This is a genomic window from Hamadaea sp. NPDC050747 (assembly GCF_040654195.1).
Lineage (GTDB): Bacteria > Actinomycetota > Actinomycetes > Mycobacteriales > Micromonosporaceae > Hamadaea.
Map to the genome: position 1 here is coordinate 268675 of NZ_JBFAHM010000014.1, position 13194 is coordinate 281868.

The 13194-nt window shown below is 68.8% G+C and carries 10 protein-coding genes and 1 pseudogene; all 11 read left to right on the forward strand.

The window, feature by feature from the left end:
* Position 1 precedes the first annotated feature (1 nt).
* The 11 genes and pseudogenes from AB0H43_RS31535 to AB0H43_RS31585 all read left to right on the forward strand — a co-directional run bounded on the left by AB0H43_RS31535 (position 2) and on the right by AB0H43_RS31585 (position 13104).
* Positions 2–1699, forward strand: a complete 1698-nt coding sequence (locus AB0H43_RS31535; RefSeq protein ID WP_360005291.1) for an ABC transporter permease subunit — start codon at positions 2–4, stop codon at positions 1697–1699.
* A complete protein-coding gene (locus tag AB0H43_RS31540) occupies positions 1696–2544 on the forward strand; it encodes a sugar ABC transporter permease (RefSeq protein ID WP_360005293.1) in 849 nt (282 codons plus the stop codon). Before AB0H43_RS31535 ends, AB0H43_RS31540 begins: the two co-directional genes overlap by 4 nt.
* A gap of 70 nt (positions 2545–2614) precedes the next feature.
* Positions 2615–4426 carry a glycoside hydrolase family 13 protein gene (locus AB0H43_RS31545; protein WP_360005295.1) on the forward strand — a complete coding sequence of 604 codons (1812 nt, stop codon included), beginning with the start codon at positions 2615–2617 and terminating at the stop codon, positions 4424–4426.
* Between the two features lie 10 nt (positions 4427–4436).
* Complete coding sequence (locus AB0H43_RS31550) at positions 4437–4784, forward strand: hypothetical protein (RefSeq protein WP_360005297.1); 348 nt, start codon at positions 4437–4439, stop codon at positions 4782–4784.
* A 267-nt stretch (positions 4785–5051) separates the two neighbouring features.
* The gene (locus AB0H43_RS31555; protein WP_360005299.1) at positions 5052–6119 is read left to right on the forward strand and encodes a BMP family ABC transporter substrate-binding protein; all 1068 of its coding nucleotides are present in this window, start codon (positions 5052–5054) and stop codon (positions 6117–6119) included.
* Between the two features lie 302 nt (positions 6120–6421).
* Positions 6422–7882, forward strand: a complete 1461-nt coding sequence (locus tag AB0H43_RS31560; RefSeq protein ID WP_360005341.1) for an ABC transporter ATP-binding protein — start codon at positions 6422–6424, stop codon at positions 7880–7882.
* 144 nt (positions 7883–8026) lie between these two features.
* Positions 8027–9457, forward strand: coding sequence for an ABC transporter permease (locus tag AB0H43_RS31565; RefSeq protein WP_360005301.1), 1431 nt, complete (start codon positions 8027–8029; stop codon positions 9455–9457).
* 2 nt (positions 9458–9459) lie between these two features.
* A complete protein-coding gene (locus AB0H43_RS31570) occupies positions 9460–10731 on the forward strand; it encodes an ABC transporter permease (protein WP_360005303.1) in 1272 nt (423 codons plus the stop codon).
* Positions 10731–11099, forward strand: a pseudogene (locus tag AB0H43_RS31575) (cytidine deaminase); the annotation flags it as partial. The gene AB0H43_RS31570 and the pseudogene AB0H43_RS31575, both read left to right, overlap by 1 nt.
* 45 nt (positions 11100–11144) lie before the next feature.
* Positions 11145–12419, forward strand: coding sequence for a thymidine phosphorylase (locus tag AB0H43_RS31580; RefSeq protein ID WP_360005305.1), 1275 nt, complete (start codon positions 11145–11147; stop codon positions 12417–12419).
* 4 nt (positions 12420–12423) lie between these two features.
* On the forward strand, positions 12424–13104 hold the full coding sequence (locus AB0H43_RS31585) for a DUF4272 domain-containing protein (RefSeq protein ID WP_253758084.1): 681 nt from the start codon (positions 12424–12426) through the stop codon (positions 13102–13104).
* The last annotated feature ends 90 nt before the right edge of the window (positions 13105–13194 follow it).

Sequence of the window (13194 nt, forward strand, 5' to 3'; positions counted from 1 at the left end):
GATGACGACGCCGAGCACGACCTCATCCGGGTCGGGTGGCGTGACGGGCGCGGGGAGCTCCGGCTCCCCGCGCTCCGGCCTGCCCGGCCAGCGTGGTTCCGACGCACCGAAGCGTGGGACCGCCAAGTCCGCCAACGACCCTCGTCCCCGAGAGATCACCGTCGGTTTCCTCGTGGGCCGGCTGATCGCGCTCGGCCTCGTCGCCGCCCTCCTGCTCTTCGGCCTGCCGCCGCTGATCCGCACCGACAACTGGATCGGTGTGGGCGTCCTGGTCGCGGCGGGCGCGGGGATCGCGTACCTCTATCTGAGCCGGCGGCACATCCCGCTCAAGTACCTCCTCCCCGGCACGGTCTTCCTGGTCGTCTTCCAGCTCGTGCCGGTGATCCTCACGGTGAGCACCGCGTTCACGAACTTCGGCGACGGCCACCGCGGGACGAAGGAAGAGGCGATCACGGCCATCCGGACCGGGTCGCTGGAGCAGGTCGCCGGGGCGGCCTCCTACAACCTGTCGCCCGCGGTCAAGGACGGCAAGCTCGTCTTCCTGCTCGTCCCGGTGGACGACAAGGGTGAGCCGCTGCTGGCCCAGGCGAAGGTCGGTACGCAGGACGGCCTCACCGATCTGCCCGGCCTCACGGACGCGAACTTCTCGCTCACCAAGCAGCTCTCCGAGGTCCCGGGCTACGACATCCTCAGCAAGCCGGACGCGAGCGCCCGCGCCGACGAGATCGCGAACTTCGCGGTGCCGACCGGGCAGGGCGCGATCAAGTCCAGCGGCCTGAGCAAGGCGGTCGAGCTGATGTCGGTCCGCAACTACGACGCCGGCTGCGACTGCGTCACGGACACGAAGACCGGCACCGTCTACACCGCCGACGAGGCCAAGGGGTACTTCGTCGGAGCCGACGGCACGGTCCTGTCCGGCGGGCAGGGCTGGAAGGTCGGTGTGGGCTGGGCGAACTTCTCCCGGATCTTCACCGACAAGACGGTCTCCGGGAACTTCTTCTCGGTCTTCGTCTGGAACGTCGTCTTCGCGCTGCTGTCGGTCCTGACGACGTTCGCGCTGGGCCTGGTGTGCGCGCTCGCGCTGCACTCGCCCCGGATGCGGGGCACCAAGATCTACCGGACGATCCTGATCCTCCCGTACGCCATGCCGTCGTTCGCGATGCTGCTGGTCTGGCGGGACATGTTCAACAAGGACTTCGGCCTGATCAACAACCTGTTCGGCTGGCACATCGACTGGCTCGGCCAGCCGACGACGGCCCGGATGTCGCTGATCCTCGTGAACCTGTGGCTCGGCTTCCCCTACATGTTCCTCGTCGCCACCGGCGCCCTGCAGGCCATCCCGAAGGAGCTGACCGAGGCGTCCAGCATCGACGGCGCGACGCCCTGGCAGGGCTTCAAGCGCGTGACGCTGCCGTTGCTGCTGGTCGCGCTGACCCCGCTGCTGATCTCCTCGTTCGCGTACAATTTCAACAACTTCAACGCGATCAAGCTGGTCACCGACGGCGGTCCGTACGCCATCGACAACGCCACCGTCGGGGCGACCGACCTGCTGATCAGCTACACCTACCGATTGGCCTTCGGCGGCATCGCGCAGCTCGGCTTCGCGGCGGCCGTCTCGGTGATCATCTTTACGCTGGTCGCCGTCATGTCGATCATCGGCTTCCGGCGCAGCCGGTCGCTCGAGGAGGTCTACTCGTGACCTGGTTCAAGCGGACGGGCTGGCGGCATCTGGTCGCCGTCGTCGTGGCGATCTTCTCGCTCTTCCCGATCGTCTTCGTGGTCTCGGCGGCGCTCAACCCGCTGGGCACGCTGGCCTCGACCAAGTTGTGGCCGACGGGGGCGGGCCTGGACAACTTCGAGCACCTGTTCACCGACTCCCGGTACCCGTTCGCGCACTGGTTCGTGAACTCGCTGGTCATCGCGCTGATCTCGGCCTTCGCCAGCGTCTTCCTGAGCTTCTCGGCGGCGTACTCGTTCAGCCGGATGCGCTTCAAGGGGCGCCGGGTCGGCCTGATGGCGCTCCTGCTGGTGCAGATGTTCCCGCAGTTCCTGGCGATCGTCGCGATCTTCATCCTGTTCACCGACATCACCGAGAACTGGCGCTACATCGGCTTCGACACCACGGCCGGCCTGCTCCTGCTCTACATGGGCACGGCCCTGGGCGTGAACACCTGGCTGATGAAGGGCTTCCTGGACACGGTCCCGAAGGAGCTGGACGAGTCGGCCACCGTCGACGGCGCCTCGCACGTCCAGATCTTCTTCCGGATCATCCTGCCGCTGGTCGCGCCGATCCTCGCGGTCACCGCGATGCTGGCCTTCATCGGCACCATGAGCGAGTTCCTGATGGCCAACGTCTTCCTCCGCGACGCCGAGTCCAAGACCCTGGCGGTCGGCCTCTACGGCATGGTCGCGGGGGAGCGGAACGTCAACTTCGGCATGTTCGCGGCGGGCACGCTGCTCACCGCGATCCCGACCGTGGGCGTCTTCCTCTATCTCCAGAAGTACATCGTCAACGGCCTCACCGCGGGTGCGGTGAAGGGCTGACCATCACCATGTCGCGACCCCACCATCGCGTGGGATGAAACGTCGACTTCTCACCAGAAGGGGACGCGACATGCGTCTGATCGACCAACCCCATCACGACGGTTCCTCGCTCTACGTCTCCACCGCCCGGCCCGCGCTGGGCGAGACCGTGACGCTGCGGGTACGCGTACCCGCAGCGTCACGGGTCCGGGAGGTCTGGTTGCGGGGCACCCCGGACGGGGAACCGCGCTTCCTCCCGGTACGCCATCACGAAGGCGAGTGGTGGGTCATCCACTACGAGGCGCGGAACCCGGTGACGAACTACCGGTTCTACCTCCTGCCCGAGGAGGGCGAGCCGTATTGGCTGACCGCCGCCGGGGTGGTGGCCGGGGATCTCACCGACGCCACCGACTTCCGGCTGGTCGCCTACGACGCTCCAGCGGAGTGGATGACCGACGCGATCGTCTACCAGATCTTCCCGGACCGGTACGCCCGCTCGGCCGCTGCCGGGCAGCTCGACAAGGACGCCCTCCCGGACTGGGCGTTGCCGCGCGACTGGGACCTCGACGAGGTGATCGGCCGGGGTCCGGGCACCGCCGAGCAGTTCTTCGGCGGCGACCTGGACGGCGTCGTCGAGCACCTGGACCACATCCAGGCGCTCGGCGTGAACACGGTGTATCTGACGCCGATCTTCCCGGCCCGGTCGAACCACCGCTACGACGCGTCGACCTTCGACGTGGTGGATCCGCTGCTCGGCGGGGACGACGCGCTGCGGCGGCTGGCCGACGCCGTGCACGCCCGGGGCATGCGGCTGATCGGCGACATCACGACGAACCACTGCGGCGACGCGCACGAGTGGTTCCAGGCCGCCGCGGCCGACCCCGATTCGCCGGAGCGCGAGATGTTCTACTTCGGCCCGGACTACGGTCTGGCCGACGGCGACTACGAGTCGTGGAACGGCGTCAAGAGCCTGCCCAAGCTCAACTGGGGCAGCGCGCTGACCCGCGAGCGGATGATCGGCGTACTGCGGAAGTGGCTGCACGCCCCGGACGGGACACCGCTGCTCGACGGCTGGCGGGTGGACGTGGCGAACATGACCGGCCGCCGCGCCGCCGAAGACCGTACGCACGAAGTCGCCGCGCTGCTGCGCCGCGAGATCATGGCCGTACGCCCGGACGCGATGCTCGTCGCGGAGCACATGCACGACTCGACCGGCGACGTCGACCGGGACGGCTGGCAGGGGACCATGAACTACGGCGGGTTCACCCGCCCGATCTGGACCTGGCTCTGCGAGCCCGACACTCCGAACGACTACTTCTTCGGCGTCCCGGGCGGGGTTCCGCGGCGCACGACGGAGTCGGTTCTGGACACGGTGCACTCCTTCGGCGGCCGCATGTCCTGGCGCACCCTGGTGCACTCGTGGAACCCGCTCGACTCGCACGACTCGGCCCGGATGCGGACGGTCGCCGGGAACCGCGAACGGCACCTGGTCGCCGTCGCCCTGCAGATGACCATGCCGGGTACGCCGATGGTCTTCGCCGGCGACGAGTTCGGCCTGACCGGGTGGAACGGGGAGAACTCCCGTACGCCGATGCCCTGGAATCGGGCGGGCGATCAGGACCAGGAGACGCTTTCGGCGTACAAGTCGCTGGTGAGGCTGCGCACCGAGCAGCCGGCGCTGCGCCGCGGCGGCCTGCGCTGGGTGTACGCCGCCGCCGACGTCCTGGCCTTCCTGCGCGAGACGCCGGAGGAGACCTTGCTGGTGGTGGCCCGGCGCGCCGCCGGCGAGCCGCTCGACCTCGGTCTCCCCGACGGCGTCAACCTGTACGGCGGCGCGGACCTCGCGGCGGGCGTCGTGCCCGGGGCGAACGGGCCCGGCGTGCAGGTGTGGCGACTGGCGTAAGCTGCGCGGCGTGAAGGAGATCGTTCGGTACGTCCTGCTCTACGCCCACCTCATCGGCTTCGCGCTGCTGCTCGGCGGGGCGGTCACCCAGTGGCTGGCCGGGAAGTTCCGGATCAACCAGGCGATGGTCATCGGCGTCTGGACCCAGCTGATCACGGGGATCGCCCTGTCGGCGCCGCTGCGGGACGAAGGTGACGAGCCGCCGACGGCGAAGCTGATCGTCAAGCTCGTCCTGGCGCTGCTGATCTTCGGCGCCGTCTTCCCCGTCCGCAAGCGGGAAGAGGTCTCCAAGGGCCACTTCTTCGGGATCATCGGCATGGTCCTGGTGACCGCCGGAGTAGCCGTCTTCTGGCGCTAGCAAGGTACTCCCGTTCCGGCCCGTGATTCCGACAAAAGCGATAGATTCGTCAAAGACGGGGATCATGACGGGTGGCTGAGGTGACCCAGTGCACCTCTTAGTCACGCGGCCATAACGGGTGCTCAACAACCGGGCACGATGATCCGCTGTTGGGCAGGGAGAGGCGTAATCTCCCGTCCGTAGATTCGTCGCAAGTTGTTTGCAACAGCAGACCTGGACTTGCGACGTCACATGGGAGAGGAGACCGTCTTGCGCCCTGTGCGTGGGATGAAGATTGCCGCGTTCGTCGCGGCCAGCGGCCTGGCGCTGTTCGCCGCCGCGTGTAGCAAGCCGGCCGAGACGCCGAGCGGCGGCTCGACCAGCGCCGCCGGCGCCGCCTTCAAGGCCTGCATGGTGACTGACACGGGTGGCATCGACGACCACTCCTTCAACGCCGGCACCTGGGCGGGCATGGAGAAGGCCAAGGGCGCCAACTCCGGCATCCAGACCAGCTACGTCGCGTCCTCGGCGCAGTCGGACTACGCGCCGAACCTGACCAACCAGGCCAGCGCGGGCTGCCAGTACATCCAGGCGGTCGGCGGTCTGATGGCCGACGCGACCACCGCCGCCGCGAAGGCGAACCCGAAGATCCAGTTCTCCATCGTGGACTCGGGCAACGGCGATCAGGCCAACATCTACCCGATCCAGTTCGAGACCCAGCAGGCCGCCTTCCTGGCCGGCTACCTGGCCGCGGGCTACTCGAAGACCGGCAAGGTCGGCACCTACGGCGGTATGAAGATCCCGCCGGTGACGATCTTCATGGACGGCTTCGCCGACGGCGTGAAGAAGTACAACGAGGTCAAGGGCAAGAACGTCCAGGTCCTCGGCTGGGACAAGGCCAAGCAGGACGGCCTGTTCACCAACGACTTCGTCAAGCAGGACGCGGGCAAGGCCAAGTCCGACGCGCTCGCCGCGCAGGGCGCCGACGTCATCATGCCGGTCGCCGGTGGCGCCGGTCTGGGCACCGCCGCGAACGCGGGCAACAAGTACACCGTCATCTGGGTCGACTCGGACGGCTGCAACACCACGCAGTACTGCTCCGTCATGCTCAGCACGGTCGTCAAGAACATGACCGACCTGGTGTCCGAGGCTGTCGGCAAGGCCGCGACCTCGAACGGCACGCTGCTGTCGAACACGGGCTCGAAGGGCACGCTGGAGAACAACGGCGTCTCGCTGGCCCCGTACCACGACTTCGACTCGAAGATCGACGCCGGTCTGAAGGCCGAGATCGAGCAGCTGAAGGCGGACATCATCTCCGGCAAGATCACGGTCACCTCGCCGGCTCAGCCGAAGTGACCTGTTCTTCCACTAAGGGCGTTCGCGGGTGAGATCATCCCGCTAGGGGGTAGATAACCCGCGAACGGCCGGTCCTAGCCGGCCGCCCGCCTGCGCGTTCTGCGCGACAGGCGCGGCGGCCGGTGGGCTTTCGTGGACGAACGTCTGCTACAAAAGACCGCCCGCGTGCTGAAGAATCTTCGCGCACAGGTGGTCACAGAAGAAAAAAGGTCACAAGGACGGCCCTGACCGAGGAGGTCCCGCTGAGACTCGAACTGCGCGGCATCACCAAGCGCTTCGGTGGCCTCGTCGCGAACGACCAGATCAGCCTGACTGTGGAGCCGGGCGAGATCCACGCCCTGCTCGGCGAGAACGGCGCCGGCAAGTCGACCCTCATGAACGTCCTCTACGGGCTGCTCCAGCCGGACGAGGGCGAGATCCTGGTCGACGACAAGCCCGTCAAGATCAAGGGCCCGAGCGACGCCATCGCAGCCGGCATCGGCATGGTGCACCAGCACTTCATGCTCGTCCCGGTGTTCACCGTGGCCGACAACATCATGCTCGGCGCGGAACTCGTCAAGGGCGGCTTCCTCGACCACGAGAAGGCCCGCAAACTCGTCGTCGAGGTCTCCAAGCAGTACGGTCTGCCGGTCGATCCGGATGCCGTCGTGGAGGATCTGCCGATCGGCGTACAGCAGCGGGTGGAGATCGTGAAGGCGCTGACCCGCGACGTCGACCTGCTCATCCTCGACGAGCCGACCGCCGTGCTCACCCCGCAGGAGACCGACGAACTGCTCGAGGTCATGCGCGGGCTCAAGCGGGCCGGCAAGTCCATCGTCTTCATCACCCACAAGCTGCGCGAGGTGAAGGCGGTCGCGGACCGCATCACCGTCATCCGCCGCGGCAAGACGGTGGGGACCGCCCCGCCGTCCGCACCCGAGTCCGAGCTGGCCGAGCTGATGGTCGGCCGCGACGTGCTGTTGCGCGTCGAGAAGGACGTGGCCCAGCCCGGCGAGCCGGTCCTGGCCGTCGAGGACCTCGTCGTCGCCGACGACCGCGGTCTGCAGGCGGTCGCCGGGGTCTCCTTGGAGGTACGCGCGGGCGAAGTGCTCGGCGTGGCCGGCGTCCAGGGCAACGGGCAGACCGAGCTGGTCGAGGCGATCATGGGTCTGCGCCCGGTGGCCTCCGGCAAGATCTCGCTCAACGGGCAGGTCATCAACTCGTGGAAGACCCGGGAGACGCTGGACGCCGGAGTCGGCTACATCCCCGAGGACCGTGGAGTCGACGGCCTGGTCCGGGAGTTCTCGGTCGCCGAGAACCTCGTCCTGGACACCTACAACCAGAAGCCGTTCGGCTCGAAGTTCTCCCTCAATCCCGGCAAGATCGACGAGGGCGCCAAGGAGCGGATCGAGCACTTCGACATCCGTACGCGCTCCGCCGACTATTCGGTGGGCACGCTGTCCGGCGGCAACCAGCAGAAGGTGATCGTCGCCCGGGAGATCTCCCGCGACCTCAAGCTGCTGGTGGCGTCGCAGCCGACCCGAGGCGTGGACGTGGGCTCGATCGAGTTCATCCACAAGCAGATCATCGCCGAGCGCGACGGGGGCACGGCCGTCCTCGTGGTCTCCAGCGAGCTGGACGAGGTGCTCTCGCTGTCCGACCGGGTGGCCGTGATGTACCGGGGCCAGGTGCTCGCCGTCGTCTCGCCGGACATCCCGCGTGACCAGATCGGCCTGCTGATGGCCGGCGTCACCCAGACCGAGACCCCGGAGGCAGGGGCATGAACAGCCGCAGGCTGATCATCAGCAAGCTCAGTCTTACTCAGGCGGTCGCCGGCCGCAGGACGGTGATCGCATGAACAGCTGCAGGCTGATCATCGGCAAGCTCAGTCTTACTCAGGCGGTCGCCGGCCGCAGGACGGTGATCGCATGAGTGAGAATCCTCCCGTCGAGCCGGGTGGCGGGGCTGACAGCGCGCCGGAGACCGGCGGCGGTCAGGCCATCCCGGTCAACCCGACGCCCGTGCCGAGCGCCGCACAGGCCGAGGCCCAGGCCGGCCAGCCGGTCGCGCCGACCAAGGGCGGCAAGCCCAGCCTGGGTCAGGCCTTCCTGAAGGAACTGTGGGCCGACAACAGCTTCACGGTGACGTTGCTCGCCATCGTGCTGGCGGGTGTCGTCGCGGCGGTCCTGATGGTCCTCGGCGACGCGAACACGCGGCAGCAGTGGGCGTACTTCTTCTATCAGCCGGGCACCACGCTTCAGGCGACTTGGGACCTGCTCAGCGTCTCGTTCGGCAACCTCTTCAAGGGCTCCATCGTCGACCCCGACACGTTCAGCCGCTGGGTGTACGGGATGGACGGGGTCACCTGGCAGCGGGTGCTCTACCCGATCTCGGAGACGCTCACCGCGGCCGCCCCGCTGATCTTCACCGGTCTAGCGGTCGCGCTGCCCTTCCGGGCCGGCCTGTTCAACATCGGTGGCCAGGGCCAGGCGATCATGGGCGCGCTCGCGGGCGGCACCGCCGGGTTCGCCCTCGGCTGGGCGTCCCCGTTCGGCTGGATCGCGGCGATCATCGCCGGTGCGCTGGCCGGTTTCCTCTACGGCGGGCTCGTCGGCCTGCTCAAGGCGCGTACGGGGGCGCACGAGGTCATCCTGACCATCATGCTCAACTACGTCGCGCTGTACTTCATGAGCTGGTACATCATCCAGCCCTGGGTGAAGAACCCGGCGCGGAGCGACGCGATCAGCAAGCCGATCCCGCCCGACTCGATGTTCCCCAAGATCTTCGGGACGACGGCGTCGGACACCGGCCTGCGGGCCAACCTGGCGATCGTGCTGGCCGTGCTGGCCGCCTGGGCGATCTCCTGGCTGCTGCGGCGGGGCACGTTCGGCTTCGAGCTGCGGGCGGTCGGCTACAACCCGGACGCCGCCAAGACGGCCGGCATGAAGGTCGGCGCCACGCTGGCCCTGACGATGGCCATCTCGGGTGCGCTCGCCGGCCTCGGCGGCACCTCGATCGCCGTCGGCACGGCCGGCGCGCTGACCGTCGACATGATGGGCCAGGTCGGCTTCAACGGCATCCTGGTCGCACTGCTCGGCCGGGTGAAACCGTGGGGTGTCGTGGCGGCCGGTCTGCTCTACGGCGCGCTGACCGCGGGCGGTAGCAAGATGCAGACCGGCGGCGTGGCCACCCACGCCGACGGCACCACGGTGAACATCCCCGGCATCTCCAACGAGATCGTCGGCGTCATCCAGGCGCTGATCGTGATCTTCGTGGCGGCGCCGCTGCTCGTACGGGCGATCTTCAAGCTGCGCCGCTCGCCCTCGGCGGCGGCCACCGTCGGACTGGCGAAGGGGTGAGCATGACCGCGCCTACTGCGGACATCGTGCTGGTCGCGCCGGAGGCGACCTGGAACCGCGCGCGCAAGACCGGCGCGGTCCTGGCCGGACTCGGCCTGATCGCGACCGTCGTCTTCGGCATTCTGGCCAGCAGCAAGACGGTTCATTTCGCCCTGGGGACGACCACGTCCGGGGCGAACATCCCGATCCCGGGCAAGCTCGGGGCGATCCTGTTCGGGCTCATCGCGCTCGGTGCCGGGCTGGCCCTGATGCTTACCCAGAAGCGCTACGGCCTGTGGGTCGGCGTCTCGCTCGGGGCGTTCGTCGTCTCGTCGCTGTGCTGGCAGGTGTCCCAGGCGGCCAACGGCGACACCATCCCACTGGGTTCGCTCGCCCAGCTGACCGTGCTCGCGGCGCTGCCGCTGATCTTCGGGTCGATCGGCGGCGTCCTGTGCGAGCGCACCGGCGTCGTCAATGTCGCGATCGAGGGCCAGCTGCTCACCGGGGCCTTCCTCGGAGCGTTCCTCGGCTCGGTCGCGGGCAGCTACTGGGTCGGCCTCCTCGCGGCGGCGGTCGGCGGCGTGATCATCTCCGCGCTGCTCGCGGTGTTCGCCATCCGGTACCTGGTGGACCAGGTGGTCATCGGCATCGTGCTCAACACGTTCGCCCTCGGCATCACCGGTTACCTGTACGAGCAGATCATGCGGTCGGACACCCAGGCGTACAACTCGCCGCCGCGGCTGCCCGAGTGGGACATCCCGCTGCTGTCCAAGATCCCGATCATCGGACCAGCGCTCTTCCAGGGCACGATCCTCACGTACGCCGCGATGGTGCTGGTCGCCGTGGTCACGATCGCCCTCTACCGCACCCGGTGGGGGCTGCGGACGCGGGCCGTCGGCGAGCATCCGAAGGCGGCCGACACGCTGGGCGTACGCGTCCTGGGGCTGCGCTACACGAATGTGCTGATCGCCGGCGCGGTCGCCGGGTTCGGCGGGGCGTACTTCTCGATGGTCTCGGCGACGAGCTTCACGAAGAACCTGACCGGCGGCGCGGGCTTCATCGCGCTGGCGGCCATGATCTTCGGCCGGTGGCAGCCGATCGGCGCCCTGTTCGCCTCGCTCTTCTTCGGCTTCGCCGGCGCGCTGGCGACCACGCTGGGCTCCATCGCGACGCCGATCCCGAGCGACTTCCTGAACATGCTGCCCTACATCGCGACCATCTTCGCGGTCGCCGGACTGGTCGGCCGGGTACGCGCGCCGGCCGCCGACGGCAAGCCGTACGAGAAGGGTCATTGATGACTGGAATCGACTGGGGAACGCTCCGGAAGGTCGCCGTCGAGGCGATGCGTCGGGCGTACGCCCCGTATTCGAAGTTCCCGGTCGGCGTCGCGGGCCTGGTCGAGGACGGTCGAGTCGTCAGCGGCTGCAACGTCGAGAACGCCTCGTACGGGCTGACCCTGTGCGCCGAGTGCGGGATGGTCAGCGACCTGATCCGCAGCGGCGGCGGGCGGCTGGTGGCGGTCTCCTGCGTCGACCGCGACGGGGAACCGTTGACGCCCTGCGGGCGCTGCCGGCAGCTGCTGTTCGAGCACGGCGGGCCGGAGTGCCAGGTGGAGACGGCTGACGGGCATACCACCGTCGGCGCTCTCCTGCCGGGCGCGTTCGGCCCGGACTACTTGTAATACCTGCAATTCAGGAAAGGCACCACCATGGGATTCGCCGCAGTCGACGTGATCCGCGCCAAGCGGGACGGCGGCGTACTCAGCGATGAGCAGATCGACTGGGTCGTCGACGCGTACACGAAGGGGGTCGTCGCGGACGAGCAGATGTCCGCGTTGGCCATGGCGATCCTGCTGCGGGGCATGACGCCGGGGGAGATCGCCCGGTGGACGGCCGCGATGATCGCGTCGGGGGAGCGGCTCGACCTGTCGAGCGTGCCCCGGCCCACCGTCGACAAGCACTCCACCGGCGGTGTCGGCGACAAGATCACGCTGCCGTTGACGCCGCTGGTCGCGTCGCTCGGCGCGGCCGTGCCGCAGCTGTCCGGGCGCGGTCTCGGCCACACCGGCGGCACGCTGGACAAGCTGGAATCGATCCCAGGCTGGCGCGCCGCGCTGTCCAACGAGGAGTTCATCGCACAACTCGGCCAGGTCGGCGCGGTGATCTGCCAGGCCGGCGAAGGGCTCGCCCCGGCCGACCGCAAGCTCTACGCGCTCCGTGACGTCACCGGCACCGTCGAGGCCATCCCGCTGATCGCCAGCTCGATCATGAGCAAGAAGATCGCGGAGGGCACGTCCGCCCTGGTCCTGGACGTGAAAGTGGGGTCGGGCGCGTTCATGAAGTCGGTGGACGGCGCCCGCGAGCTGGCCCACACGATGGTCCAGTTGGGCAAGGCCCACGGAGTCACCACGGTCGCGCTGCTCACGGACATGAGCACCCCGCTCGGCCTGGCCGTCGGCAACGCGGTCGAGGTTGAGGAGTCGCTCGAAGTGCTCGCCGGTGGCGGCCCGGCCGACGTCGTCGAGCTGACCCTCGCGCTGGCCCGCGAGATGCTCGCGACCGTGGGCATCGACGCCGACCCGGCCGCCGCGCTGCGCGACGGCCGCGCCATGGACAAATGGCGGGAGATGATCGCGGCCCAGGGCGGCGACCCCGACGCACCGCTCGCGCAGGCCCATGAGGTCGAAGTGGTACGCGCACCGCAGGCCGGTTACGTGGCGGGCGTGGACGCGATGGGCGTCGGCCTGGCGGCATGGCGGCTCGGCGCGGGCCGGGCGCGCAAGGAGGACCCGGTGAGCGCCGGAGCCGGCGTCCTGCTCAAGGTCAAGCCGGGCGACCAGGTGAACGCCGGAGACGTGCTGTGTGAACTGCGCGCCGACGACCCGGCTCGCATCCCGGCCGCGTTGGCCGACGCGACCGGCGCGTTCACCTTCTCCGGCGACGCCGTCGCCGCCCAGCCGCTCGTGCTCGACCGGGTAGCGTAGGGCTGTGGCCGAAGTCCTCGCGCCTGACCCGGTCGCCACCCGCCTCGCGAACCTCGCCGAACTGCAACGACTGGGCCTGCCGCTGCCGCCGGAGACCTTCCCGTTCGTCTGGGAACCGGGTGACCTCGTGTCGCTGCGGCCCACTCGCGAGATCGAGGCCCGCGCCGCGGTGCTCGCCGTCATCCTGGAACGCTGCTTCGGCATGCCGCCCGAGATCGCACTCGCCTGGCTGGACGAGAACCGGCTCAACGACGAGGTCACCGACTTCGAGTTCGACTTCATCAAGGGCGGCGTGGGCGATCATCACGCGTTCGCTCTCCACCTGGACGCGCTGGCCGCGTTGACCTGGGTACTCGGGCTGAGCCGCCGGCTCGACCCGACCAACCCGCCCGACCCGCACGGTCCGCTGCTGCCCGACTTCGCCGCCGGAGAATCCTTCGCGCACTGGCGCGCCCGGATGCTGCCCGCCCCCCGCGAGACGGAGTTGGTGGCGGCCGTCCTCGACCTCTATTACTGCCTCGACTGGGCGTTCCTCGCGGTGGAGGCCGCAGGCGGCGACCGGCCGGGCGTACTGGGGTCGGCGGCGATCGGCCAGCGCCGGTGGGGCCTGGAATGGGCGGTCGTGTTCTCGGGGCCCTATCAGGATCCGCCCGGCGGCTGGGAAGAGATCGACCTCTCCACCTAATGAGTTCTGCCGGGTTGTGACGCAGACTCGGTTCCGTAGCCGCCGGCAGGTGAGCACTCGCACCGCCTGGACACCCCACGGGTAGTCCTT

Coding starts and splice junctions, on each gene's coding strand:
- AB0H43_RS31535 (WP_360005291.1), top strand. CDS start 2: ATGACGACGCCGAGCACGACCTCATCCGGGTCGGGTGGCGTGACGGGC.
- AB0H43_RS31545 (WP_360005295.1), top strand. CDS start 2,615: ATGCGTCTGATCGACCAACCCCATCACGACGGTTCCTCGCTCTACGTC.
- AB0H43_RS31555 (WP_360005299.1), top strand. CDS start 5,052: ATGAAGATTGCCGCGTTCGTCGCGGCCAGCGGCCTGGCGCTGTTCGCC.
- AB0H43_RS31565 (WP_360005301.1), top strand. CDS start 8,027: ATGAGTGAGAATCCTCCCGTCGAGCCGGGTGGCGGGGCTGACAGCGCG.
- AB0H43_RS31570 (WP_360005303.1), top strand. CDS start 9,460: ATGACCGCGCCTACTGCGGACATCGTGCTGGTCGCGCCGGAGGCGACC.
- AB0H43_RS31580 (WP_360005305.1), top strand. CDS start 11,145: ATGGGATTCGCCGCAGTCGACGTGATCCGCGCCAAGCGGGACGGCGGC.